The sequence below is a fragment of the Arthrobacter ginsengisoli genome (assembly GCF_031456935.1).
GTDB classification, from domain to species: Bacteria; Actinomycetota; Actinomycetes; order Actinomycetales; family Micrococcaceae; genus Arthrobacter; species Arthrobacter ginsengisoli.
Genome location: NZ_JAVDVQ010000011.1, coordinates 87,227 through 111,821, shown reverse-complemented (window position 1 = coordinate 111,821; position 24,595 = coordinate 87,227). Strand labels below are relative to the sequence as shown.

The following is a 24,595-nucleotide window of genomic DNA, read 5'->3' as shown; positions in this document are numbered from 1 at the left end:
GCATGAATCATGCCGGACCCGTTGGCTAGTTTTCGGGCCGCGGGTATTACAAGAATTGTCATGCTGATATTTTACACTTGTCATGACGCGGCGGCGGCGGGTTGGCAAGGCCGGGCAGGGCGGTTAGTGGATCAGGGCCAGCATGACGCCGACAGCCATAAACAGCACGCCGAAGGTCCGGTTGAGGATCCGCTGCCCGCGGGCATCGTGGGTGAAGCGCTGGAAGGTCGTTGCCGCGGCGGCGAAGAAGAACCACATCACCAGGATGTCGATCACAATGACCGTGGCGGACAGGACCAGGTATTGCGGCACCAGCGGATTCTCCGGGCGGATGAACTGCGGCATAAAGGCGAGGAAGAAGACGATCGCCTTGGGATTCAACAGGTTCACCCACAGGCCGCGGCGGAACATGGACGACGCCGGCTCGTTTCGCAGCTCGGCAGCCTTCTCCTGGTCCAGATCGGGTTTGTGCCGGAACTGCTGGATGCCCAGGAAGACAAGGTAGGCGGCACCGGCGTAGCGGATCACATTGAAAGCCACCGGTGAGCTGGCCACCAGCACCCCCACGCCGAGGGCCACGATCACGATATGCACGACCAGCGCGGCCTGCTGGCCGAGGATCCCCCAGATGGAACGCCGGAAACCGGAGTTCAGCGAGTTGCTCATGGTGTTGATGGCGCCCGCACCGGGCGTGAAGCTGATCAGGACGCCGGCGCCCGCCAGGGCCAGCCACAGGGAGGGTTGCACTGATTCAGTGTACGGCCGCGGGTGCGGCCCCCTGCCCCGGTGCTTCGGAACGCTGCTTGCCGGGACCATCCTGCTGGCCGTCTCATCCTGCGCCATACCAGGGGCCGGGCCGCCAGCAACCGCCCCGCGGACCACCGCCGCCAGCGCGGCTGTCACGCCGCAGGCTGCCGCCGCGACCCAGTTTGCGGCGGATCCAGGAAGCGCAGCGAGCCAGGCGGCTGTGGCTGTCCCCGGGGCGCGGTTCGCCAATCCGGACTACTACGCCATGCCCGGCCAGACGATCACCTTCGATGTCTCGGCGTCGCTGCCCGGCGGGGTCAACATCGCCCAGTATGAGTGGGACTTCGACGGCGACGGCGTTATTGACCAGGCGGGACCGCTCCCGGTCGCGAGCCACAGCTACGCTGCTGCATTCGAGGGCTCCGCCACGGTGCGGATCACGCACATCACGGGAGGCTCGTCGACGGCGTCGACCGGGGTCCATATCGGCAGGGGCCCCCGGGATGGGCTTCCCGTCGCCCCGGTCAACGTCAGGGTCGTGGTGACCGCCCACTCCGGAGGCATCAGCACCGTCCAAGTATCGTGGGAGCCGGACGGTGCGGAGCCCTATCGCTGGGGACTCACCGTGGACGGCTTTCCGGCCGGAATGGTGGAGGGCAAGGCGCGCACCGCGACCATGACGGATGTCCACCGGGCCATGGAAGTGGAGATCGGCGTGGTCGGATTCACCGAGAATCAAGGCATGGGAGACTCCGCCAGCGTGACGCTTCCGGCGCTGCCGGATTAGGCGCCGCACCCGCTCCGGCGTCGAAGCATCTCAGGCCCTTGCGATCACCTCGCCGTTGGGGATCAGGAACCAGCCATCGTCCGTGGAGCCCCAGCGGTGCCAGCCGGCTGAAATCCGGGCCAGGTCGGCGGCGTTGGCGAAGCCGTACTCGAGCGCCTGGTCTGCGAACGCCGAGTGCAGCACCCGTTCACCCCAGACCCGTGCCTGCCAGCGGCGCTGCTGGTTGGTGGCATAGAGCCAGTTGCTGCTGGTCGGGGAAACATCGGTGAACCCGGCGGACTGGGCCCAGGAAACCAGCCGGCGGCCGGCGTCGGGCTCGGCACCGTTGCGGCGGGCGATCCGCTGGTAGAGCTCCATCCACTCATCCAGTTCGGGGACGGCCGGGAACCAGCTCATGCCGTGGAAATCGGCGTCGCGCACCGCCACGATCCCGCCAGGCTTGGCAACGCGACGCATCTCCCGCAGGGCGGCAACAGGATCGGTCAGGTGCTGCAGCACCTGGTGGGCGTGCACGACGTCGAACGTTTCATCGTCGAGGTCGAGGTCGTAGATGTTGCCGGCGACAAAGCCGACGTTCTGCAGGCCGCGCTCGGCCGCGAGGGCGGTCGCCTGGCTGATCACTTCGGGCGAGCGGTCCAGCCCGGTGACCTTCCCGGGCGAGACCAGCCCGGCGAAATCACACGTGATGCTGCCCGGCCCGCAGCCGACGTCGAGCACCGAAACCCCGGGGGTGAGGTACGGAATCACGAAGGCCGCGGAGTTCTCCGCCGTCCGCGAGGCATGGGCGCGAACCACCGACTCGTGGTGGCCGTGGGTGTACACATCTTCAGGCTGCTCACTCATAAGGAAACGCTACCGCTCCGGCCGCGAAAATAGCCTCAGGGTGCGGTTTTTGGCGGTGCCGCCTGCTGCGCCGCCTCCTGCCCGGCCCGCATTGTCGCCTCGGTCATCGAGGTTATGAACCGGGTCGCGACTTCCAGTTCCTCCGGAGTGAATTCGGCCATCGCTGCGGCCATCTGGCGGGCCAGAGGCTGGAACATGGCGCCGCCGTCGCGGTAGGCCTTCGGAGTCATCCGGAGCTGGACCTGCCGCCGGTCCGGGCCCTGCCGTTCGCGGACCACGTGGCCCGAGCTGTGCAGCCGGTCAATCAGGGCCGTGGTGGCGGGTGAGCTCAGGTGGAGTTCCCTGCGGAGTACACCGGGGGTGACAACCTGGTTCTTCGCGGCGTGCTGCATGATCACGGACAGGGCATTAAGGTCCGTCCGGTGCATGTCATTGCGCCCGCCGGCGGAATCAGCGTAGCGGTTCGCCTCCAGGCTGAACTCCTGCAGCAGCCGGACCAGCGGTGGCGGTCCGGAAGATTCGGGGCGTGGCGGCGGATCGACTGTCACGGTGCACCTTCCTTTATCTCCATGATGGAGATAGTCTATTATGGATTCAATTCTACTCCTCCGAAGCCCTGCACCAGAAGGAATCATGAAAACGACCCCGCTCGGCAGTACCCGCGTCCCTTTCTGGCTGCGCTGGCTGGTTCCCGTGCTGCTCGTCCTCACCTGGCTGGCCATCGCCGGGATCGGCGGACCCACCTTCGGCCGGCTGAGCGAGGTTTCCTCGAACGACCAGGCGTCCTTCCTGCCGTCCGGAGCAGAGGCCACGGCGGCCCAGGACTGGCAGGCGAAGTTCCGGGACTCCAACGAGATCCCCGCCGTCATCGTCATTGAGAGCGACTCCGCTTTCACTCCGTCCCAGCTCGGCGAGGCGGCAGCCCTCAAGGACAGGCTTGAGGCACTGGGCGCGGGCAGCACCGTGATCGGCCCCATCCCGTCCGAGGATGCCCACGCCGTGCAGTTTGTGGTTCCGATCGATTCCTCAAGCACGGTCAAGGACGTCATCAAGGAGCTTCGCGCCGAGGTGCAGGCGTCCGCTCCGGAGGGAATGCAGACCTTCGTGACCGGTCCGGCCGGGCTCGCGGCCGACCTCGTCAGCGCCTTCGCCGGCATTGACGGCATCCTCCTGCTCGTGGCCCTCGGCGCGGTGTTCGTGATCCTGTTGATCGTTTACCGATCCCTGCTGCTGCCGATCGCCGTGCTGTTTACCTCGGTCTTCGCCCTGTGCGCCGCCATCCTGTTGGTCTTCGGCATGGCCAAGCTCGGCTGGATCCAGCTCAACGGACAAAGCCAGGGCATCCTGTCCATCCTGGTGATCGGTGCCGCGACGGACTACGCGCTGCTCTACGTGGCACGGTTCCGCGAAGCCCTGACGCACACCACCAACCGCACGGCCGCCGCGCTCACGGCGTGGAAAAAATCCTGGGAACCGATCATTGCCTCCGGCGCCACGGTCATTATCGCCCTGCTCTGCCTGCTCTTCTCCGATCTCAACTCCAACAAGGCCCTCGGGCCGGTGGCCGCAGCAGGCATCCTGTGCTCGCTCTTCGCCGCATTGACCCTGCTGCCCGCCCTGATGGCGCTGCTGGGCCGCGGCGCGTTCTGGCCCTTCCGCCCCAAGCTGCTCCCGGAGGCAGGACGCGGGCCTGAACTCGTCACCGGGCTTGAGGGCCAGAAGGGCTTGTGGCGTGCCACCGGCTCGCTCGTTTCCCGCCGTCCGAGGACCGTCTGGACTACCTCCGTGCTATTGCTCCTGGTCGCCTCCGCCGGCGTCCTGCAGCTCAAGGCCAACGGCGTCCCGCAGACCGACGTCATTCTCACTGCCTCCAACGCCGTCGACGGCCAGGACGCCCTGGCCCGGCACTTCGACGCCGGCTCGGGCAGCCCCGCCGTGATCGTCGTTGACGCGGCGAAGGCCCAGGAGGTGCTGGACAAGACCGCGGCGACCGCCGGCGTCGGGGACGCCTACCTGCTGGCCGACGGCGGCGCACCGATCGTCACCGGCGCACCCGCTGCCTCCGGCGCCCCCGCGGCGCCGGCAGCAGCCCCGGCGGTGCGGGACGGGAAGGTCCTGATCAATGCGACGTTGAACTTCGCTGCGGACTCCAACGAGGCCGAAAACGTTGTGGTGGCCCTGCGCCAGGACCTCAAGAAGATTGACGACGGCGCACTCGTTGGCGGCGTAACCGCGACGGCGCTGGACACCAACACCACGGCCCAGCGTGACCTCGTCACCATCATCCCGGTGGTCCTCGCCGTGATTCTCGTGATCCTGATGCTGCTGCTGCGCTCGGTGCTGGCGCCGGTGTTGCTGGTCGCCTCGGTAGTGCTGTCCTACGGCGCCGCGATGGGCGTCTCTGCCGTGGTGTTCAACAACGTCTTCGGATTCCCGGGAGCCGATGCCACCGTTCCGCTCTTTGGCTTCGTCTTCCTGGTCGCCCTGGGCGTGGACTACAACATCTTCCTGATGAGCCGGGTCCGGGAGGAATCCCTGAAGCACGGCACACGGCCGGGCATCCTGCGCGGCCTGGGGGTCACGGGGGGTGTGATCACCTCCGCCGGCGTGGTGCTCGCGGCCACCTTCGCGGCCCTGGGCATCATCCCCATCATGTTCCTGGTGCAGCTGGCCTTCATTGTGGCCTTCGGGGTGCTGCTGGATACCGTCCTGGTCCGCTCGCTGCTGGTCCCGGCACTCGCCTACGACCTCGGGCCGCGGATCTGGTGGCCAAGCAAGGTGGCACGTCCCGAGCCGGATGCCGCACCCCGTGCCCGTCCCTCCGCTCCGGAGCCGGAAACTGCGGAGGCGGGCCTCCGGTAGCAGGCACGCCTGGTCGCAGCCGTCGTCACTGCTCCTGGTTCCCCCACCAGGCAACCGTGGCGGCGGCTGCTGCTTTGAGCGGGGTGGGGTGCAGCCCCAGGGCCCGCTCGCTGGCGCGCGAGTCCATCACGAACGGGCGCTCGAACTGGTACAGGGTTTCTGCCAGTTCGCGGGAATCGGAGGAGAACATGCCCATCGTCCGCAGCACCCAGCCGGGGACGGCGGCCACCCGCGGTGTCCGGGCTCCGGCAGCGGCGGCGAACGCTTCGGCGATCTGACGCTGGCTCAGCGCGGGGCCGGTTGGCGTATGCCACACCCGGTTCCAGAGGGCGGGATCCTGCGCGGCCGCGATCATGGCGGCGGCCAGATCCGGCACATACGTGAAAGAGTGTGGCAGCCCCGTGTTGCCGACCACCATGAGGGATTTGCCCGCCCGGACCGGCTTCAGCATGCGCTCGCCGGCATGCGAGAGGCGCACCCTGGGACCGAAGAAATCGCTCGCCACGACACTCACGGTGTCCGTAGCGGACGCGGCGCGGGCCTTCAGCAGCGCCGTGCGCACACCCCGCTTGCCCCCGCGGGCATCCCGCGGCCCCGCCTCGGTCATCGGCCGGTCCGGTTCGCTGTAGGAGTACAGGCTTTCCGGAAATACGACGACGGCGCCGGCCTCGCCCGCCGCCGCAAGCACCGACTGCTCGGCGCCGGGGAGTTCCTCCGACCAGGTCCTGGCGCTGTACTGCGAGCCGTGGATGCAGTGGAAAACGGCGCTGGCGTCGCGGAAAGGCTCGCCGAGCTGCGACGGGTCGGACACGTCCACGGCCTTCTTCTCGATCCGGGGGTGGTCGGGCCCGCTGCCGGACCGGGTGAGCACCCGCACCCGGTGGCCCGCCGCGGCCAGTTGCTCGGCAACCGTCCAGCCGACAGGTCCTGCGCCGGTGACAACATACACGGCCTCCGCCGGGGACTCGGGGGACTGGGACATGGTGTTCTCGCTCTCGCTGGTTTGAATCGGGTGCTCGGGCTTGTGCCCGCCGACGCCGGGTCACGTCGTTGAGAGCGGTGCTCTCCGAATTCAGGATGCCCCCGGTTCCGACGTAAGTCAAGAGCGGTGCTCACATTTGTTGACACTGCTCTGCTTTGTGGAATGCTGGAATCATGCCGCAGACCGCCAGCACCCCGCCAGTGAAGCCGCCCACGCCCCGGCAGCGTGCCCGCGCCCGGACCATCGAGGACATTGTGCGTCTTGGCCGGGAGCATCTGGCGCTGCATGGGGCCGCTGCACTGTCCCTCCGCGCCGTGGCCCGCGATCTCGGCGTCGTTTCCTCGGCGGTCTACCGGTATGTGGAGAACCGCGAGGAGTTGCTGACCCTGCTGCTCATCGACGCCTACAACGAACTCGGCGACGAAGTTGACGCCGCAGTGGCTGCCCTGCCCGCGGCTGATTTTGCCGGACAGTTCCGCGCCCTGGGTGTCGCCGTGCGGCGCTGGGCGCTGCGCGAGCCGGCCCGCTACGGTCTCCTGTTCGGAAGCCCCGTGCCGGGATATCGGGCGCCGGTCGAGCGGACCACGGGACCGGGCACGCGTGTCGTCTACGCCCTGGTGGCACTCCTCGACGGCGCCTACCGTGCAGGACACCTGGCGGCACCCGGCGGCCACGCGACCGTCGCCGCGCCGCTCGCCGCCGACCTGGAACGCATCCGCAGCCAGATGGGACTGGCGGTGCCGGACCCGCTGCTGGCGCGCGGCGCGCTTGTGTGGACCTCGCTGTTCGGTGCCATCAGCTTCGAAGTGTTCGGCCAGTACGGCGCCGGCACCTTCGCTGCCGCGGATGAGCTGTTCGCCCACCATCTGGCCGTACTGGGGGATCTCGCAGGCCTTCGGCCGGCCGGGCGCCGGGCCGGCTGACGGGCCCTGGTGCTGCCCGGAACAGCCGTGCGGTGCTGCCCGGAACAGTCCAAGGTCCGGCGTTTCCGTCCCCTCTGTTGTCTCCCCGCGGCGCTCGATAGACTGCCCCTGCGCCTGCCTGGGCGCGCCGAAGCTTCCAGGAAGGATCCAACCATGTCCGAAAACAACGAGTCTGACCAGACTGCGGCGGAACCCGAAGACACCGCCGCCGAGGGCCAGTACGTCGAGGGCGACTATGGCCCGGCGGGCACTGCCGGGGAGAATCCGCCCGAGGCGGAAGAGGGCGAATATGCCACCGGCGACTACGGTGCGGCTGGCGTCAGTGGCACCACCGCCGTCGGCGTCGAAGAAGGCGATTATCCGGAGGGCGACTTTGGTGCGGCGGGCGTAACCGGTGCGCCGCCCGCCGCCGTCGAAGAGGGCGAGTATCCCGAGGGAGACTATGGCGACGCGGGCGCGGCGGGCGACGCCGGAGCCCGGCGGGCCCCCGGAAGGGTGGCCGGGCAACCCCCCGCACGGGACGACTCCTCCGGCGATGCGGGGCGCGGGGACCGCTAGGCGACCGACTTCGCGATCAGCGAACAGGGCAGGTGCCGGGCTTAGTGCTGCCTGAAAACGCCCGGAATTCCGGGAAGGAACGGTGCCCGGGATCGGCCAGGCGTCACTCCGGAATCCAAAGTTGAGCGCGTTGCACTCAACTTTGGATTGACTTTGTTCGGGGCCTGAGTAAAGTTGAGTGCAGATCACTCAATCACGCTCGGATTCCTTGGGTCCGCAGCAGCCCCGCAAGTTTCCCAGAAAAGAAGGAAGCACCACATGTCACGTGCAGTAGGTATTGACCTCGGAACAACCAACTCCGTCGTCTCAGTTCTCGAAGGCGGCGAGCCCACCGTCATTGCCAACGCCGAGGGTGGCCGCACCACGCCGTCGGTTGTTGCATTCTCCAAGTCCGGCGAAGTGCTGGTTGGCGAAATCGCCAAGCGCCAGGCCGTCAACAACATTGACCGCACCATCGCTTCAGTCAAGCGCCACATGGGCACCGACTGGAGCGTCGCCATTGACGACAAGAAGTACACAGCGCAGGAAATCTCCGCCCGTATCCTCATGAAGCTTAAGAACGACGCCGAGTCCTACCTGGGTGAAAAAGTTACCGACGCCGTGATTACGGTCCCCGCGTACTTCAACGACGCCGAGCGCCAGGCCACCAAGGAAGCCGGCGAAATCGCGGGCCTCAAGGTCCTCCGCATTGTCAACGAGCCCACCGCGGCCGCCCTGGCCTACGGCCTGGACAAGGGCAAGGAAGACGAGCTCATCCTCGTCTTCGACCTCGGCGGCGGAACCTTCGACGTCTCCCTGCTCGAAGTGGGCAAGGATGAAGACGACTTCTCCACGATCCAGGTCCGCTCCACCGCCGGCGACAACCGCCTCGGTGGCGACGACTGGGACCAGCGTGTCGTCAACTACCTGCTGAACCAGCTCAAGGTCAAGGGCATCGACCTTTCCAAGGACAAGATCGCCCTGCAGCGCCTGCGTGAGGCAGCCGAGCAGGCCAAGAAGGAACTGTCCTCCTCCTCCAGCACCAACGTCTCCCTGCAGTACCTCTCCGTCACCCCCGACGGCCCCGTGCACTTGGACGAGCAGCTCACCCGCGCCAAATTCCAGGACCTCACCAAGGACCTGCTCGAGCGCACCAAGAAGCCGTTCCACGACGTCATCAAGGAAGCCGGCATCCAGCTTTCCCAGATCGACCACATCGTGCTCGTCGGCGGCTCCACGCGTATGCCGGCCGTCTACGACCTGGTCAAGGAACTCGCCGGCGGCAAGGAGCCGAACAAGGGCGTCAACCCGGATGAGGTTGTCGCCGTCGGCGCCGCACTGCAGGCCGGTGTCCTGAAGGGCGAGCGCAAGGACGTCCTCCTGATCGACGTCACCCCGCTCTCCCTGGGCATCGAAACCAAGGGCGGCATCATGACGCACCTGATCGAGCGCAACACGGCCATCCCGACCAAGCGCTCCGAGACCTTCACGACGGCGGATGACAACCAGCCGTCCGTGGCCATCCAGGTCTTCCAGGGCGAGCGCGAGTTCACCCGCGACAACAAGCCGCTGGGCACCTTCGAGCTGACCGGGATCGCTCCGGCTCCTCGCGGCGTCCCGCAGGTCGAGGTCACCTTCGACATCGACGCCAACGGCATCGTGCACGTCTCCGCGAAGGACAAGGGCACCGGCAAGGAACAGTCCATGACCATCACGGGCGGTTCCAGCCTCTCCAAGGAAGACATCGACCGGATGGTCAAGGACGCCGAGGAGCACGCAGCAGAGGACAAGGCCCGCCGCGAAGCAGCCGACACCCGCAACACTGCCGAGCAGCTTGCCTACTCCGTGGACAAGCTGATCGCCGACAACGCCGACAAGCTGCCCGAAGAGGTCAAGACCGAGGTCAAGGCCGACGTCGACGCCCTCAAGGCCGCCCTCGAGGGCACCGACGACGCAGCGGTGAAGACCGCGTTTGAGAAGCTGCAGGCTTCCCAGAGCAAGCTCGGTGAGGCCATTTACGCGCAGGCCGGTTCCCCGGACGGCGCCACCGGCGCCCAGGGTGCTCCCGCGGGTGAGAAGGCAGCCGGAGCCGACGAGGACATCGTCGACGCCGAGATCGTTGACGAAGACGAGAAGAAGTAACCATGCCGCATCACGGTAACGAAGAAGAGCACGGTTCTTCCGAGAGCCGCCGCGACGCCGAACAGCGGGAGAACGAGCCGCAGAAGCCGATCATCCACGACAACCGCAAGGTTGATCCGAAGACCGGCCAGGCCCGCCACCCCGACCAGGAGCGCGCCGCAGGGGACGCTGGTTCCGGAGACGCGCTGTCACAGGCGGAGGACATCCTCAACAGTGTTGAGGTCCCGGCCGCGGAGTCCGTGGCCCAGGGTGCCGAAGGGGCGGAGGCGGAGGAGCTCAGGAATGACCTTCGCCGTCTGCAGGCCGAGTACGTCAACTACCGCAAGCGGGTCGAACGCGACCGTGCCGTGGCAGGGGAGATGGCCGTCATCGGCGTCATGAACTCCCTGCTCCCGGTACTGGACGACGTCGACGCAGCCCGCCAGCACGGGGACCTCACGGACGGGCCGTTCGCCGCGATCGCCGCCAAGCTGGAGAACGCGCTGAAGACGTACGGCCTGGAGCGCATCTCCGAGACGGGCGTGGAGTTCGACCCCACGATCCACGAGGCCCTCATCCAGCAGCCCGGCCCGGATGTCGAGATCGACACCGTCAGCCAGGTCCTGCGCTCGGGCTACAAGTCCGGTGACCGGGTCCTTCGTGCGGCACAGGTCATCGTGGCTGTCCCGGCGTAGCAGTACCCTCCACGCCTTCGCGGATGAGGGGGCCCCGCCCCTACGCGTGGCGGCCATGGTCCTGCGGACCACAGCCGCCACGCTTCGGCAGGCCCGATGCCACTCCCGGGCCCCCTCATCCGCTTCGGCGTTCAGCGGTAGTCTCGCCTTATCTCTTGTACTTTGAAAGGAAACGCCATTGGCTAGCCAGGACTGGGTGGACAAGGACTTTTACAAGATCCTTGGAATCGCCAAGGACGCTTCCGACGCCGATATCAAAAAGGCCTACCGGAAGCTCGCGCGGCAGCACCACCCGGACACCAATGCCGGCAACGCCGCTTCGGAGCGGAAGTTCAAGGACATCTCCGAGGCCTATTCCGTGCTCTCCGACCCCGATGAGCGGCAGCAGTATGACGCTATCCGGGCCATGGGTGGTGCACGGTTCGCACCCGGGGGCGCCGGTGGCGGGGCCGGCGGCGGGGCTGGCTTCGAGGATCTCTTTGGCGGGTTGTTCACCGGCGGCGGGGGACGCCACTCCGGCGGCTACAGCACGTCCGGCGGCATTCCCCCGGAGTTCGCCGACCTCTTCGGCGGTGGCGGCGGCTTCGGCGGGGGCGGCCAGTCCTTCCAGCGAGCACCGCAAAAGGGTGCGGACCGGACGGCGTCGACGTCCATTTCCTTCGCCGGATCCATCCGCGGCACCACCATCGGCCTGCGTGAACCGGACGGGGAAGTCATCGACGTGCGCGTTCCGGCCGGCATCAAGGATGGGCAGAAGGTCCGGGTCCGCGGCAAGGGCCAGTACGGTCCGGCCGGCAACGGGGACCTGATGGTCACGGTCTCGGTGAAACCCCACGATTTCTACGTCCGCGACGGTGACAACCTGCGCATCCACGTCCCGGTCACCTTCCCGGAGGCAGCCCTGGGCGCCGACATCGAGGTTCCGACCATCGACGGCGACAAGGTCCGGGTACGTGTCCCGGCCGGCACCCCGTCGGGCCGCACGCTCCGCGTCAAGGGCCGCGGCGTCAAGCACTCGAAGGCCACCGGTGACCTGCTGGTGACCATCGACGTTGCCGTCCCAAGGAAGCTGAACAAGGAAGCCGAGGAAGCCGTCAAGGCCTTCGCCGCGGCCACCTCCGGTGAGGACGTCCGCGCCGAACTGGCAGCCAAGGCCCGGCTCTAGGAACGGACGCCTGCCATGGCCATCGAGTTCGACTTCGACCAGCCGATCTTCGTGATCTCCGTCGCCGCCCAGCTGGCGGAGATGCACCCCCAGACGCTGCGGCAGTACGACCGCCTGGGGATTGTCTCGCCGAGCCGGGCGCCCGGCAAGTCCCGCCGCTATTCGCAGCGGGACATCAACGTGCTCCGCGAGGTGCAGCGGCTCTCGCACGAGGGCGTCTCGCTGGAAGGCATCAAACGGATCCTCCAGCTGGAGAACCAGGTCGCCGCGCTGCAGCGGCGCGTCACGGAACTGAGTGAAGAGCTCGACCGTCGCCCCCGCAGCCTGGAGTCACGCATCTTCGCGGCCGGCACTGCGGGCGACGTGGTCAGCCTGGCCCGCGGCAAGCGGCCCCGGGCCCGTTCCCAGGCCGTCGTCGTGTGGAGGCCGCGGAACAGCGAGTGAAGACAAGGCAGTGCCCGGGACCTTTGGCCCCGGGCACTGTTGCGTTACTTGCCTTCCGTAATGAGCTCGTCGACGGCGGCGCGTTCGCGCTTTCCCCAGGTTTCCCGGGTGACGAGGGCTGCGATGAGCCCGATGGCTCCGCACGCCATGTAGACGATTGACACGCCGCTCCAGCCCCAGGCGGCTGCCGTGGCTGCTGCGATCAGGGGGATGAAGCCTGATATGGCGGCCGAGAACTGGTATCCGATGGATGCGCCGGAGGTCCGGGTGTTGGCGGGGAACAGCTCGGAGAACCAGGCGCCCTGGGAACCGGCGAGCATGTCGTGGAGGACCGGCAGCCCGATGATGTACACGAGGATAACCAGGAATGGGACGCCGGTGTTGACCATGAGGAACATCGGGACGCCGAAGAGAATGATGCCGGCAGATCCGATGATGTAGAGCTTGCGGCGTCCGATGCTGTCCGTGAGTCGGCCCCAGAGGATGGTGGTCACCACGCCCAATGCTGCGGCGAGTACCAGACCGGTCAGTCCCGTCTGGCGGTCCACCAGCTTGTTGGCGACGATGTAGGAGAGCAGGTAGGTGACGATGACGTAGAAGCCGCCGGATTCTGCCAGCCGCAGGCCGATGACCCGAAGGATGGTGCGCCAGTCATTCTTGATGACGGTCAGGAGCGGATTCTTGACGAGTTCGCCTTTGGCTTTCGTTTCCTCGAACTCGGGGGATTCGCTGACCTTCATGCGGATGATGATGCCGGCAATGATCAGGATGGAGCTGGCGAGGAACGGCACGCGCCAGGACCATTCGTTGTTCCACCCGGTGGTGGCAAGGAAGACGAGGTTGGCCAGCAGCAGACCAAGCGGGACACCTGCCTGCGGGATGCCGGTGTAGCGGCCGCGCTGCCGCCATGGAGCATGCTCAAAGGTCATCATGATGGCGCCTCCCCATTCGGCGCCGAAGGCCAGACCCTGGATGATGCGGATCGCAACCAGAAGGATGGGGGCCAGGACACCCACCTGCTGGTAGGTGGGCAGGACGCCGATCAGGAACGTGGCAAATCCCATCACCAGCAGCGCGCCGACCAGGACCGGCTTCCGACCGTACTTGTCGCCGAGGTAGCCGCCGATCAGTCCGCCCAGCGGCCGCATGGCAAAGCCCACGGCGAGGGTGGCGAACGCCAGCAGGGTCGCGGCCACGGGGTCTTGGCCGGGAAAGAACGCGGTGCCGAAGTAAAGCGCGGCGGCCGTTCCGTAGGCGAGAAAGTCATAGTTCTCGATGGTGGTTCCGACGGCGCTGCCGATCGCGACCTTGAGTTTGTCCGGCGAGCCCTGCTCGGCCTGCTTGGCGTGTGATTGCGTAAGAGCGCTCATGTGCGTCCATATCTCCTTCGATATAGGGCCGGGATTCTCCCTGCCCTGCTTGCCGCAGACGCTGTACCAGATGAAGCCGGTCCTCCGGCGTCACGAGGCTGGTTCAGGCCCCGACGTTTCCTATGTTGTAAAAGCTGCGAATGTGGTCACCTACGGACTGCCTGGCCGCGGCCGGATCCCGGCGTTGAACGGCATCGAGGATTTCCCGGTGTTCGCGGCGCACCACGGTGGCCGTTTCTTTCCAGTTCTCCAGCCGGGCATATGCTTCGATCATTTGCCGGTTGATGGCGATCCTGAGTGACCCCATCAGGTGTGAGGTCAAGGAATTGCCCGTCGACTCGGCGATCCGGACGTGGAAGGCTGCGTCCAGCCGGTTGAACTCGGCCGTCGTGATGTCCGGGTCGTCCATCCGGTCCAGGATCAGTCCGAGGTCCCTGTGGTCCTGCTCGGTCGCCCGTCCAGCGGCTTCCTCGCAGCACCACGTCTCCAATGCGATGCGGGTTTCGAGTACATCGGTCTGGTCGAACTGTCCCAGCGCCAGCTGGAGTTTCAGCAGGTTGACGAAGCCGGATCCCGGCTCGCCCACGAGGACGGCTCCTCCTTCAGCCCCGCCACCTGGGCGGATATCCACGATGCCCAGGGCCTCCAGGACCCGGAGGGATTCCCTCAAGGACGGCCTGGATACCCCCAGCAACACGGCCAGGTCCCGCTCGCTGGGCAGCTTGTCGCCGGCCTTTAGCCGGCCATCGAGAATCCGCTCCTCGATCTGGGCCATCACTTGTTCGTATGTCCGGATCCGTTGTACGGGTTCCCATGCTTCTGCCGTCATACCGACCACCTCCTCGATTTCCTGCCGTCAGCGTGCTGCCGACGGGCTGCCCTTCCATCGTAGTTGTTGGCCTGACGGTCTGACCTAGGTGCTCAGGAGCAATTCGGCGCGGAATTCGCTCTCAAGTTCCCGCCGGATCTGGACGGCGAGGAGGGTTTCGTCAGCATCAATGTCGTCCCACGAAACTGTTCCGTCTTTGGGGACGTCGCGCTTGAGCTTCATGCCATGGGCGAGGCCAAGAGGCAGGGCGTTACGTTCGAGCGAGATCCTGGCCGGGGCCAGTTTCCCAAAGGCGGTGTAGCCGCCTTCCCCGTCCAGCGTTTCGCCGGCTTTGAGGTCCTTCTTGGCAGTGGTCATGACGTCTCCGCGGAAACCGGTAGGCGAGCCGGTGGCTTCGCCGCGAAGGACCGCGGAGGCGATGCTGACCCCCAGCTCCAGCCCGATCATGTGGTACGGACGGTACAGCGAGCCGTAGCGCCCGGTCGAGTCGGTCTTCACCCCGTACTCGGCAAAGCACTGCGCCGCGTAGTCTGTCTTCGCCTCGAAGGTGACGTAGACGCCCCAGCGGAGATCGCGCTCCACTTCGGTTCCATCACGGTTCAGGCTTGAGGCAATTTCCACGGTGCCGCGCCGGGTCAGGATGCCGCCGACCGACTTCTCGCGGTAGATGTTCGGAAGGTCGTCCACCCCGGCCGGCGGAAAGAAGAGGCCTTCATCCTGTGGGGTGAGCCCCGTGCCGTTCGCGACGGCCGCCATTTCAATGGCCGATTTGGTGCCGTCCAGGAACGAATTGAACATCTTGGGGTTAAAGTCCCCGGACGCGAGCTGCGCATCGCTGAAGCCGTAGTAGTTCCAGACGGTGTCCGGCGTGGAGTAGTTGTATTCGGGCAGGTACTTGGTGCCCTTGCCGGCGGCGACGATGTCGAAGCCCACCGTGCGGCACCAGTCGACCATTTCGCAGATCAGGGCGGGCTGGTCGCCGTAGGCCATGGAGTAGACGACTCCGGCAGCTTCGGCCCTGCGCTGCAGGATCGGGCCCACCATGCAGTCGGCCTCGACGTTGACCATGATGATGTGCTTGCCGTTGTCGATGCTTTGCACGGCGTGCGCTGTCCCGACGATCGGGTTGCCGGTGACCTCCAGGATGACCTCGACCTGCGGGAGCTGGATGAGCTCGGCGGAGCTTTCGGTGACGTAGGTGGTTCCGTTGCGGAGGGCTTCTGCGAAGTTCTTGGCCGCATAGCGGTCGGCGGGCCAGCCCGTGCGCTGGAGGGCGCCTCGCGCCTTCGGCACGTCGATATCGGCGACGCCGACGACGTGGATCTCCTCGGTGTTGAGGGCCTGGGTGAGGAACATGGAGGCGAACTTTCCGGCTCCGATGACACCGACCCGGATGGGTCCTTGCGCCGCGGTTCGCTTCTGCATCAGCGAGTAGAGATTCATGGGGCTACTTCCTCGTAAGTTTGGCTGGTACACGTTCCGGTCAGTTGGTCTGACCATCTGTTGTTAAACCATGACATTCGTGCCGGGATGTGTCAACCATCACGTTTGGCGTGAAGAGGTCCTGCCTCTTGAATCCGCGTAGCAGGCCTGCCGCACCTGAGTACATCGACTGCTCCATGGGTAGTCCTCGCCGGCAAAGACAGGTACAGGGAGGGCGTGACTTCAAGCCCGCCCGGCCGTTTGAATGAACCTGGCAGGAACGACTGGCGCCACAGCCAGCGGAGCAGCGAGGACAGCCGGGGGGCACCGCATGTTTGATCCAACGACGCCGGGGAAACCGGCGCCTGGGCCCGCAGTGATCGCGGGCGGGCCATGAATTCCGGGCTCCACGCTTTCGCCGTGTTCGCGGGATCTCTGACGGGTTCGATTCTGTTGTCGCTGGGCCAGGCAATCGTCGTCGTGTGTGTCTGTTTCGACATGGTCCGGGCCCTCTCGGTGCCGCGGTCCCACCGCCGCTACGTGGCAAACACCGTCTTCACTACACTCGCCTGGCCCTCGATCCTGATCTGTGCGGTCAGCGTGCTGATCGACGCCGCCAGCGGGACGTGGCAGGACGTTGCCGGCGGAGTCTTCATGATGGTGATGGTGATCTTCCGGTGGCACCACGGCGGTGATGAGGACAGCTGGTGGAAGGGCAGGGGAAAGAAACTGGCCACCTGGTTCCGGAACCAGACGTCCTCCCGGTCCGTGTCCGCTCCGGCCGCAGCCTGACCCGGACCATGAGGATTTCAAACGGAACGGGCCCCCGCACTGTTGCGTGCGGAGGCCCATTTGCGGACGGTGGTGGTTCTGTGGCGGCCCGGCGGGCCGTCCCCTATTTGGCGTAGGGGTCGGCGATGCCGATGTACTGGGTGGTGGTGTATTCGGCGATGCCTTCGGTTCCGCCTTCGCGGCCGAGCCCGGATTGTTTGACGCCGCCGAAGGGTGCTGCGGCGTTGGAGATGACGCCGGCGTTGAAGCCCACCATGCCGAATTCGATCTGTTCGGCCACCCGCAGCAGCCGATTGAAGTCGCGGCTGTACAGGTAGGACGCCAGACCGTATTCACTGGCGTTGGCGAGCCGGACCGCGTCCTCTTCCGTGGCGAAGGTCGTCACGGGGGCGACCGGGCCGAAGATTTCCTGGCCGAGGATCGACGCGTCGTTGGGCACGTTGGCGAGCACGGTGGGTGGGTAGAAGTAGCCGGGTCCGTCCACGGGGGCGCCGCCGGTGAGGGCGGTGGCGCCGGCGTCGACGGCGGCGGTGACGAGTGCGTGGACGTCGTCGCGGGCGCCGGCGTCGATCAGGGGCCCGACCTGGCTGGCCGGGTCGGTGCCCCGGCCAACGGTGAGGGCGCCCATGGCCGCGGCGAACTTCCGGGTGAACTCCTGCGCGACGGATTCCTGGACGAGGAACCGGTTCGCGGCGGTGCAGGCCTCGCCCATGTTGCGCATTTTCGCGGCCATGGCCCCCTCGACGGCCTGGTCCAGGTCCGCGTCCTCGAACACGATGAACGGGGCGTTCCCGCCGAGTTCCATCGAGGTGCGGAGCACGTTCTGGGCGGCGTCGGCGATCAGGCGTTTGCCCACCGGGGTGGAGCCGGTGAAGGAGACCTTGCGGAGCCGTGAATCCTTCAGCAGGGGCCCGGAGATCCCGGCGGCGCTGGAGGAGGGGACCACGTTCAGGACCCCGGCGGGCAGGCCGGCGTCCAGCATGGTCTGCGCGAACAGCTGGGCGGTCAGCGGGGTCAATTTGGCGGGTTTGAGCACCATGGTGCAGCCTGCGGCGACTGCGGGGGCGACCTTGCGGGTGGCCATCGCGAGCGGGAAGTTCCAGGGCGTGATCAGCAGGCAGGGGCCCACCGGTTTGTGCTGGACCAGGATCTTGTTTTTGCCCTCGGGGGCGGTGAGGTAGCGGCCGTAGTCCCGGACTGTTTCTTCGGAGAACCAGCGCAGGAATTCGGCGCCGTAGGCCACCTCGCCGCGGGCTTCGGCCAGCGGCTTGCCCATTTCCAGGGTCATCAGCAGGGCGAAGTCCTCGGCGCGTGCGGTGACCAGATCAAAGGCGCGGCGCAGGATTTCGGCGCGTTCCCGCGGCGCCGTCCGGGCCCACGAGGCCTGGACCGTGTTGGCCGCGTCGAGCGCGGCCAGGGCGTCTGCGCTGGTGGCCGAGGCGAGGGTGGCCAGCACCTCCCCGGTGGCGGGGTCATGGACGTCGAACGTGCCGCCGTCGGACGCGTCCCGCCACCGGCCGCCGATCAGCAAGCCGGTCGGCACGGACGCGAGGAGCGCGGCCTCCCGCTCGGGTGGGACGGCAGGGGTGATCGCAGCAGATGTCACAGTCATGAGGGGAGTCCTTAGCAAATAGCGGTCAGTAGCTGGCGGGGGTGTCGCCGTCGGCGCGCTGGACGTAGTTGGCGGCGAGGGCTTCGGAGCCCCTTGCCAGCAGGGCGACGTCGGCGCCGACCAGGATGAAGTCGGCCCCGGCGTCCAGGTAGCGGCGCGCGGTGTCGGGGTTGAAGGCGTTGACGCCGGCGGGTTTGCCGGCCGCGTTCGCGGCGGTGAGGCAGTGTTCGACGGCGGTGCGCACCTCTTCGTGGTCCTGCTGCCCCAGCAGGCCCATCGACGCGGCGAGGTCGGAGGGGCCCAGGAAGATGGCGTCCACACCGTCGACCTTCAGGATGTCCTCCACTGCGTCGACAGCGGCGGCCGATTCGATCTGGACGGTGACGCTGATGGTCTCGCCGGCCCGGGCCAGGTAGTCCGGGACGCGGTTCCAGCGCGCGGCGCGGGCCAAAGCAGAGCCCACCCCGCGGACACCCTGGGGCGGGTAGCGGGTGGCCGCGACGGCGGCTTCGGCGTCGGCCGCGGAGTTCACCATGGGGACCAGCAGGTTCTGCACGCCCAGGTCCAGGTACTGCTTGATCAGCACCGTGTCGTTCACCGGCGGCCGGACCAGGGTGTGGATCGGGTAACCATGGATGGCCTGGAGCTGGGCGAGGATGGATTCGAGTCCGTTGGGGCTGTGCTCGGCGTCGACCAGGAGCCAGTCCAGGCCCGACCCGGCGCAGACCTCGGCCACCAGCGGGCTGCCCGAGCACACCCACATCCCCGCCAGCGGACGGCCGGCAGCGCCCGTTTCGTTGCGCAGCGCATCCCGGAAGGTGTTTTGAGGTTCTATTCGAAGCGGCATGTCACAACTCCCAGTGGTCCGTAGTCTGCGTGGACGGTGTCGCCCTTGAACACCCACATCGGCCGGGTGAAGGAGCCGGCCAGGATGATATCGCCCGCCTTCATGCTGTCCCCGTGCGCGGCGATCTTGTTGGCCAGCCAGTGCACCCCGTTGGCCGGGTGGTCAAGGACCCCTGCGGCAACACCGGTTTCCTCCACGGTCTGGTTCTTATACAGGATGGCGGAAACCCAGCGCAGGTCCACGGCGTCCGGCTTGACCGGGTTGCCGCCGATCACCATGGCCCCCATCGCGGCGTTGTCCGAGATGGTGTCCACGATGGTCCGGCCCTCCATCTCGATCCGGGAGTCCAGGATCTCCAGGGCCGGAACCACGTAGTCGGTGGCCCTCAGGACATCAAAGATCGTGCAGCCGGGGCCCTTGAGCGCGTCCTTCAGGACAAACGCCAACTCCACCTCCACCCGCGGGTGGGTGTACTTGTCCCACTCCACCGAGCACCCGGTCTCCAGCACCATGTCATCGAAAATGGCACCGTAGTCCGGTTCGGTGATGCCCGTGGCAGCCTGCATCGCCTTCGACGTGAGACCGATCTTCCGGCCCACCAGGGTCCGGCCCGCTTCCTCGTTACGGCGCCGCCACAACTGCTGGACCGCATAGGAATCCTCCACCGTCATCCCCGGGTAACGGGCCGTCAGGCGGGGGATTGGTTTCCGGTTGCGGCCGGCGTCGACCAGTTCATCCGCGATGGCCTCGATCGTCTTGGCATCCAGCATGGCTACAGCTGCGCCCCGAGCTTGAAGCCTGTCCGGTCCCCGTCGGGGTTCCCGTCCTTGCGGGTGTAGGAGAAGCCGTCGGCGCCCACTGTGACCGCCATTTCGCTCTTCTCTTCGCGCTCGATGACGGGCTGGGGATTGCCGTCGAGGTCCAGGACCAGGGAGGCCTCGGTGTACCAGGACGGGACCACGGGGTTGCCCCACCAGTCGCGGCGCTGGTTGTCGTGGACGTCCCAGGTGATGGTGGGGTTGTCCGGGTCGCCGGTGTAGTAGTCCTGGGTGTAGATCTCGATCCGGTGGCCGTCCGGATCCAGGATGTAGAGGTAGAAGGCGTTGGACACGCCGTGGCGGCCGGGGCCGCGTTCGATCCGGTCCGAGATGCGCAGGGCTCCCATCTTGTCGCAGATCTGGATGATGTTGTGCTTCTCGTGCGTGGCAAACGCGATGTGGTGCATGCGCGGGCCGTTGCCGCCGGTCAGGGCGGTGTCGTGCACGGTCTGCTTGCGGTGCATCCAGGCAGCGTAGGTCACGCCGTCGGAGTCCTGGATGTCCTCGGAGACCCGGAAGCCGAGGTCCTCGAGGTACTTGCGGCCGCGGGGCACGTCCGGGGTGACCTGGTTGAAGTGGTCCAGCCGGACCAGTTCGCCGGCGGAGTACAGGTCGTAGCGCTGGGTGAGGCGCTCGACGTGCTCGACGTCATAGAAGAATTCGTAGGGGAAGCCGAGCGGATCCTCCACCCGGACGGAGTCGCCGATGCCCTTGGTGAAGCCTTCCTTGCGCCGTTCCGTGCGGCAGCCCAGTTCCTTGTAGTAGGCCTCGGCGGCGTCCACTTCAGCAGGTGACTTCACCCGGTAGGCGAAGGCTGCGACGGCGGCGATGGGTCCCTTGCGGAGCACCAGGTTGTGGTGGATGAACTCCTCCAGCGACCGAAGGTAGATGTTGTTCTCATCTTCCTCGGTGACGTGCAGGCCCAGCAGGTCCACGTAGAACGCGCGGGACTTGGCGAGGTCGGTGACCACAATTTCCATGTAGGCGCAGCGGACGATGTCCGGTGCCGGGATGGAGGGGGTGGGGACAAAGTTGGTCATGATGCTCTCTCTTCTTTGAAAGGGGGTCAGGTGGTTCTGTTGGCGCCGGAACTAGGCGCCGAATTTAGGCGTGTGGACGGTGCCGAGGGTGATGTGGACGGCCTGCTGGTCGGTGTAGAAGTCGATCGAGCGGTAGCCGCCCTCATGGCCCAGCCCGGAGGCCTTGACGCCGCCGAACGGGGTGCGCAGGTCGCGGACGTTGTGGCTGTTGAGCCACACCATGCCGGCCTCGACGTTCTGCGAGAAGTTGTGCGCGCGGGTCAGGTTCTGGGTCCAGATGTAGGCGGCCAGCCCGTACCTGGTGTTGTTGGCCAGAGCCAGCGCTTCCTCGTCGCTGTCGAACGGCGTGATCGCGACGACCGGGCCGAAGATCTCCTCCTGGAAGATCCGCGCGTCCGGGGCGACGTCGGCGAAAACGGTCGGCGCGATGTAGTTGCCCTCGGGCAGGTGGGCCGGACGGCCGCCGCCGGCCAGCAGCCGTCCCTCGGACTTGCCGATCTCCACGTAGGAGGCCACCTTGGCGTAGTGCTCGGGGTGGACCAGGGCACCGACCTCCGTTTTCGGGTCGTGCGGGTCACCGACCACAATGTTTTTGGCGCGGGCGGCGTATTTTTCGCAGAATTCCTCGTACACGCCGCGCTCTACCAGGATCCGGGAACCGGCCGTGCAACGTTCGCCGTTGAGCGAGAAGACCCCGAACAACGCGGAGTCGATCGCGGCGTCCAGGTCGGCGTCGGCGAACACGACGCACGGCGACTTGCCGCCGAGCTCCATGGATAGGCCTTTGAGGTTGGCCGCGGCGTTGCGGAAGATCGTCTGGCCGGTGGTGGTTTCACCGGTGAAGGAAATCAGCGGGACGTCGGGATGCTTCACGAGGGCGTCGCCGGCTTCCTCGCCGAGGCCGTTGACCAGGTTGAAGACGCCGTCGGGCAGCCCGGCGTCCTTGAAGATTTGTGCCCAGAGCGAGGCGGACAGCGGCGTGAATTCCGCCGGCTTGAGCACCACGGTGTTGCCGGTGGCCAGCGCCGGGGCGAGCTTCCAGGACTCCAGCATGAACGGGGTGTTCCAGGGCGTGATGAGGCCGGCGACGCCGATCGGCTTGCGGTTCACGTAGTTGATCTGCGCGCCCGGGACCTTCATGGCGTCGTCGAACTGGGCCACGATCAGGTCCGCGAAGAACCGGAAGTTCTCCGCCGCACGCAAGGCCTGGCCCTTGGCCTGGGTGATCGGCAGGCCGGTGTCGAACGTCTCCAGTTCGGCCAGCCGCGCCTCCTGGGCCTCGACGGCGTCGGCGATCCGGTTCAGGACGCGGGCGCGTTCGCGCGGCTTCATCCGCGGCCACGGGCCGTTCACGAATGCTTTGCGGGCGGCGGCGACGGCGAGGTCGATGTCCTCCTTCTGGCCCGCGGCGGCGGTGGCGTAGTTGGTGTTGGAGACCGGATCCAGGACATCAAAGGTCTTGCCGCCCACTGAATCAACGAACTCGCCGTCGATGTAGTGCTGGATGTGGGTGGGAAGGTCCTGCGGGACGTAATGGGATGTGGTTTCTGCGGCAGTCGTCATCATTGAGTCCTAACGGTGGTCATTACTGCTTGGTTTGTGCGAGGTAGGCGTCCAGAGTGGCGCTGCGGTGGAGCCGTGCTGCTTTTTCGATGGTGTCGGCGTCGGCACCTGTTTCAATGAGCTTCAGGAGGGTTTCGTGCTCGTCCACCGAGTCGTGCGCCCTGCCGGGCACGAACCTGAAGGTCGAGGAGCGGAGTGATGCGAGCCGGTTCCAGCCCCTATGGACGAGGTCCAGGATGTGCGGGTTAGGGCAGTGCTCAAACAGGACGCTGTGGAAGTCCTGGTTCAGCCGGGTGAAACGGACGGGATCGAAGTGCTGCAGGCAGTCGCGCATTTCCTCGTTCACAGCACGCGCCCGGGCGATGTCCGCCGCCCCCATCAGCGGCGCTGACAGTGACGTGGCGGCGCCTTCGACGATGCTGAGGGTCTGCATCGTGTAGAGGTACTCGGTGGGGTCGATCCCGGCGACAGTGGCCCCGACGTTCCGCTCGAAGGTCACCAGGCCCTCGGCCTCGAGCCGGCGGATGGCTTCACGGACCGGCACCACACTGACACCCAAATCCTCCGCGATCTTCGCCAGCACCAGCCGGTAGCCGGGGGAGTAGGTCCCGTCCACGATCCGGGCTTTGACAGCGGCGTAGGCCTGCTCGGATTTGCTGCCGGTTCCGGCTACGGCGGTGGCCGTCTCAGCCATTGGCTTTGCCGGCTTCCCACGTCTCGTACTTGGCCCGCCATTCGGCGTTCAGCGGGTAGAGGCCGTCCACGCTGTGGCCCTGCTGCACCATCTCGGCGATGAAGACCTCCTCGCGTTCCTGGGCGATGGAATCGTCCGCCAGTTCCTCGGCCAGTGCCGGCGGGATCACCAGGATGCCGTCTGAATCGGCCACGATGATGTCCCCGGGCTGCACGGTGGTGCCGCCGCACGCGATGGTGATGTCGGTGTCCCACGGGATGTGCCGGCGCCCCAGTACTGCGGGGTGCGGGTTGGCATAGTAGGTGGGCATGTCCATCGCGGCCACGGCGGAGAAGTCGCGGACACCGCCGTCGGTGATGATGGCGGCGGCGCCGCGGACCTGGGCGCGGAGGGCCAGGATGTCGCCAATGGTGCCCGTGCCCTTTTCGCCGCGGGCCTCCATCACCAGGATTTCGCCCTCGTTAACCGAGTCGATCGCCTTCTTCTGGGCGTTGAAGCCGCCGCCGTGGGTCTTGAAGAGGTCCTCGCGGTTGGGCACGTAGCGCAGTGTCCGGGCCAGGCCCACCACACGTTTTTCCGGGCGGGTCGCGGACAGCCCGTCGATGCTGACGTTGTTCAGTCCGCGCTTGCGCAGCTGCGAGGACAGGGTGGCCGTGCAGACGCTTTCCAGCTTCGCCTTCAGCTCCGGCGACAGGATGGGAGCCGGCGCTGCCAGCCCGGCGGCTTCGCGGGAACCGTAGGCTTCCTCCCGCTGGAGATCATCGGTCCTGGGCCGGGCGCCGAAGTCGGCGAACGGCGTCGTGCCTTCCTCCACCCGGGTGACCAGCCTGCCCGAGGTGAGGTCCCCGGCGCTGACTTCAACCTCGACGACGTCGCCCGGCTTGGCCACGGAGGCCCCGGCGGGAGTGCCGGTGAGGATGATGTCGCCCGCTTCGAGCGTGAGCAGCTGGGACAGGTCAGCGACGAGCCGGGCGAACGGGAAGAGCAGGTCCCCGGTGGTGTCGTCCTGGACCAGTGCGCCGTTGTGCCAGGTGCGGATCCGCAGCTGTGCCGGGTCGACGGAGTCCGCGGCGATCAGCCCGGGACCGACCGGCGTGAAGCCGTCGCCGCCCTTGGACCGGAGGTTGGAGCCCTTGTCCGCATAGCGCAGGTCGTATACGCCGAGGTCATTGCTTGCGGTCACCCACTCGACGTGGCTCCACGCGTCCTCAAGGCCAACCCGGCGCGCCGGCTTCCCGATGATCAGTGCGATCTCGCCCTCGTAACCGAGGAGTTCGCAACCGGCGGGGCGTTCCACCGTTGAACCGCTGAGAGCCAGGGAGGACGATGGCTTCAGGAAGTACGAAGGCTGCCCGGGTGTACGGCCCCGCTGGGCTGCCCGGCTGGGGTAGTTGATATGCACCGCGATGACCTTGCGGGCCGCGGCCAGGATGTGGTCGGTGACCTGTTCCAAGAATCTCTCCTCATCGAGTACGAAATCGTATACGATGACTATGACTCAG

Annotated in this window: 23 protein-coding genes; 9 read left to right on the top strand and 14 right to left on the bottom strand. The window is 66.7% G+C overall.

Going from position 1 to position 24,595, the window contains the following annotated elements:
• Positions 1 to 123 precede the first annotated feature (123 nt).
• Complete coding sequence (locus tag J2X01_RS13880; RefSeq protein WP_310058351.1) at positions 124 to 747, bottom strand: LysE family transporter; 624 nt, start codon at positions 745 to 747, stop codon at positions 124 to 126.
• 220 nt (positions 748 to 967) lie between these two features.
• On the opposite strand from J2X01_RS13880, the gene J2X01_RS13875 reads away from it, so the two are divergent.
• Positions 968 to 1,534, top strand: coding sequence for a PKD domain-containing protein (locus tag J2X01_RS13875; RefSeq protein ID WP_310058348.1), 567 nt, complete (start codon positions 968 to 970; stop codon positions 1,532 to 1,534).
• A gap of 30 nt (positions 1,535 to 1,564) precedes the next feature.
• Here J2X01_RS13875 and J2X01_RS13870 read toward each other — a convergent pair whose 3' ends face one another.
• Together J2X01_RS13870 and J2X01_RS13865 are read right to left on the bottom strand one after the other, a co-directional pair.
• Entirely contained in the window at positions 1,565 to 2,377 is an 813-nt protein-coding gene (locus tag J2X01_RS13870) for a methyltransferase domain-containing protein (protein ID WP_310058345.1), read from the bottom strand.
• Positions 2,378 to 2,412: 35 nt separating this feature from the next.
• Complete coding sequence (locus tag J2X01_RS13865; protein ID WP_310058343.1) at positions 2,413 to 2,925, bottom strand: MarR family winged helix-turn-helix transcriptional regulator; 513 nt, start codon at positions 2,923 to 2,925, stop codon at positions 2,413 to 2,415.
• 85 nt (positions 2,926 to 3,010) lie between these two features.
• Between J2X01_RS13865 and J2X01_RS13860 the strand changes: the two genes are divergently transcribed.
• The gene (locus tag J2X01_RS13860) at positions 3,011 to 5,239 is read left to right on the top strand and encodes an MMPL family transporter (protein WP_310058340.1); all 2,229 of its coding nucleotides are present in this window, start codon (positions 3,011 to 3,013) and stop codon (positions 5,237 to 5,239) included.
• Positions 5,240 to 5,264: 25 nt separating this feature from the next.
• Here the strand turns inward: J2X01_RS13860 and J2X01_RS13855 are convergent, their stop codons facing one another.
• Positions 5,265 to 6,221: an NAD-dependent epimerase/dehydratase family protein gene (locus J2X01_RS13855; RefSeq protein WP_310058337.1), complete on the bottom strand. Its 957-nt coding sequence runs from the start codon at positions 6,219 to 6,221 to the stop codon at positions 5,265 to 5,267.
• A gap of 173 nt (positions 6,222 to 6,394) precedes the next feature.
• On the opposite strand from J2X01_RS13855, the gene J2X01_RS13850 reads away from it, so the two are divergent.
• The 6 genes from J2X01_RS13850 to J2X01_RS13825 all read left to right on the top strand — a co-directional run bounded on the left by J2X01_RS13850 (position 6,395) and on the right by J2X01_RS13825 (position 12,106).
• Complete coding sequence (locus J2X01_RS13850) at positions 6,395 to 7,144, top strand: TetR/AcrR family transcriptional regulator (protein ID WP_310058334.1); 750 nt, start codon at positions 6,395 to 6,397, stop codon at positions 7,142 to 7,144.
• A 153-nt stretch (positions 7,145 to 7,297) separates the two neighbouring features.
• A complete protein-coding gene (locus tag J2X01_RS13845) occupies positions 7,298 to 7,702 on the top strand; it encodes a hypothetical protein (protein WP_310058330.1) in 405 nt (134 codons plus the stop codon).
• Positions 7,703 to 7,960: 258 nt separating this feature from the next.
• Positions 7,961 to 9,823: a molecular chaperone DnaK gene (gene dnaK / locus J2X01_RS13840; protein WP_310058326.1), complete on the top strand. Its 1,863-nt coding sequence runs from the start codon at positions 7,961 to 7,963 to the stop codon at positions 9,821 to 9,823.
• Positions 9,824 to 9,825: 2 nt separating this feature from the next.
• On the top strand, positions 9,826 to 10,497 hold the full coding sequence (locus J2X01_RS13835; protein ID WP_310058322.1) for a nucleotide exchange factor GrpE: 672 nt from the start codon (positions 9,826 to 9,828) through the stop codon (positions 10,495 to 10,497).
• A 178-nt stretch (positions 10,498 to 10,675) separates the two neighbouring features.
• Entirely contained in the window at positions 10,676 to 11,662 is a 987-nt protein-coding gene (locus tag J2X01_RS13830) for a DnaJ C-terminal domain-containing protein (protein ID WP_310058319.1), read from the top strand.
• Positions 11,663 to 11,677: 15 nt separating this feature from the next.
• Positions 11,678 to 12,106 carry a heat shock protein transcriptional repressor HspR gene (locus J2X01_RS13825; protein ID WP_310058317.1) on the top strand — a complete coding sequence of 143 codons (429 nt, stop codon included), beginning with the start codon at positions 11,678 to 11,680 and terminating at the stop codon, positions 12,104 to 12,106.
• Positions 12,107 to 12,150: 44 nt separating this feature from the next.
• Here the strand turns inward: J2X01_RS13825 and J2X01_RS13820 are convergent, their stop codons facing one another.
• The 3 genes from J2X01_RS13820 to J2X01_RS13810 all read right to left on the bottom strand — a co-directional run bounded on the left by J2X01_RS13820 (position 12,151) and on the right by J2X01_RS13810 (position 15,748).
• Positions 12,151 to 13,476, bottom strand: a complete 1,326-nt coding sequence (locus J2X01_RS13820; RefSeq protein ID WP_310058314.1) for an MFS transporter — start codon at positions 13,474 to 13,476, stop codon at positions 12,151 to 12,153.
• 103 nt (positions 13,477 to 13,579) lie between these two features.
• Positions 13,580 to 14,305 (bottom strand): FadR/GntR family transcriptional regulator, encoded by a 726-nt coding sequence (locus J2X01_RS13815; protein WP_310058311.1) that lies wholly within the window; start codon positions 14,303 to 14,305, stop codon positions 13,580 to 13,582.
• 84 nt (positions 14,306 to 14,389) lie between these two features.
• Positions 14,390 to 15,748 carry an NAD(P)H-dependent oxidoreductase gene (locus J2X01_RS13810; protein ID WP_310058308.1) on the bottom strand — a complete coding sequence of 453 codons (1,359 nt, stop codon included), beginning with the start codon at positions 15,746 to 15,748 and terminating at the stop codon, positions 14,390 to 14,392.
• 399 nt (positions 15,749 to 16,147) lie between these two features.
• Between J2X01_RS13810 and J2X01_RS13805 the strand changes: the two genes are divergently transcribed.
• Positions 16,148 to 16,519 carry a hypothetical protein gene (locus tag J2X01_RS13805; protein ID WP_310058304.1) on the top strand — a complete coding sequence of 124 codons (372 nt, stop codon included), beginning with the start codon at positions 16,148 to 16,150 and terminating at the stop codon, positions 16,517 to 16,519.
• Positions 16,520 to 16,622: 103 nt separating this feature from the next.
• Here J2X01_RS13805 and J2X01_RS13800 read toward each other — a convergent pair whose 3' ends face one another.
• The 7 genes from J2X01_RS13800 to J2X01_RS13770 are packed head-to-tail and all read right to left on the bottom strand — an operon-like array spanning position 16,623 to position 24,546.
• Positions 16,623 to 18,131, bottom strand: coding sequence for an NAD-dependent succinate-semialdehyde dehydrogenase (locus J2X01_RS13800; protein ID WP_310058302.1), 1,509 nt, complete (start codon positions 18,129 to 18,131; stop codon positions 16,623 to 16,625).
• A 25-nt stretch (positions 18,132 to 18,156) separates the two neighbouring features.
• The gene (locus tag J2X01_RS13795) at positions 18,157 to 18,978 is read right to left on the bottom strand and encodes an HpcH/HpaI aldolase family protein (protein ID WP_310058299.1); all 822 of its coding nucleotides are present in this window, start codon (positions 18,976 to 18,978) and stop codon (positions 18,157 to 18,159) included.
• Positions 18,963 to 19,748 carry a 2-oxo-hept-4-ene-1,7-dioate hydratase gene (gene hpaH / locus J2X01_RS13790; protein ID WP_310058297.1) on the bottom strand — a complete coding sequence of 262 codons (786 nt, stop codon included), beginning with the start codon at positions 19,746 to 19,748 and terminating at the stop codon, positions 18,963 to 18,965. The genes J2X01_RS13795 and hpaH overlap by 16 nt, the downstream gene beginning before the upstream one ends.
• Before the next feature lie 2 nt (positions 19,749 to 19,750).
• The gene (hpaD, locus tag J2X01_RS13785) at positions 19,751 to 20,836 is read right to left on the bottom strand and encodes a 3,4-dihydroxyphenylacetate 2,3-dioxygenase (protein ID WP_310058294.1); all 1,086 of its coding nucleotides are present in this window, start codon (positions 20,834 to 20,836) and stop codon (positions 19,751 to 19,753) included.
• Positions 20,837 to 20,887: 51 nt separating this feature from the next.
• Positions 20,888 to 22,399 (bottom strand): 5-carboxymethyl-2-hydroxymuconate semialdehyde dehydrogenase, encoded by a 1,512-nt coding sequence (gene hpaE / locus J2X01_RS13780; protein WP_310058292.1) that lies wholly within the window; start codon positions 22,397 to 22,399, stop codon positions 20,888 to 20,890.
• A gap of 22 nt (positions 22,400 to 22,421) precedes the next feature.
• On the bottom strand, positions 22,422 to 23,093 hold the full coding sequence (locus J2X01_RS13775) for a GntR family transcriptional regulator (protein ID WP_310058289.1): 672 nt from the start codon (positions 23,091 to 23,093) through the stop codon (positions 22,422 to 22,424).
• The gene (locus J2X01_RS13770; protein WP_310058286.1) at positions 23,086 to 24,546 is read right to left on the bottom strand and encodes a fumarylacetoacetate hydrolase family protein; all 1,461 of its coding nucleotides are present in this window, start codon (positions 24,544 to 24,546) and stop codon (positions 23,086 to 23,088) included. Before J2X01_RS13770 ends, J2X01_RS13775 begins: the two co-directional genes overlap by 8 nt.
• Between the last annotated feature and the right edge of the window lie 49 nt (positions 24,547 to 24,595).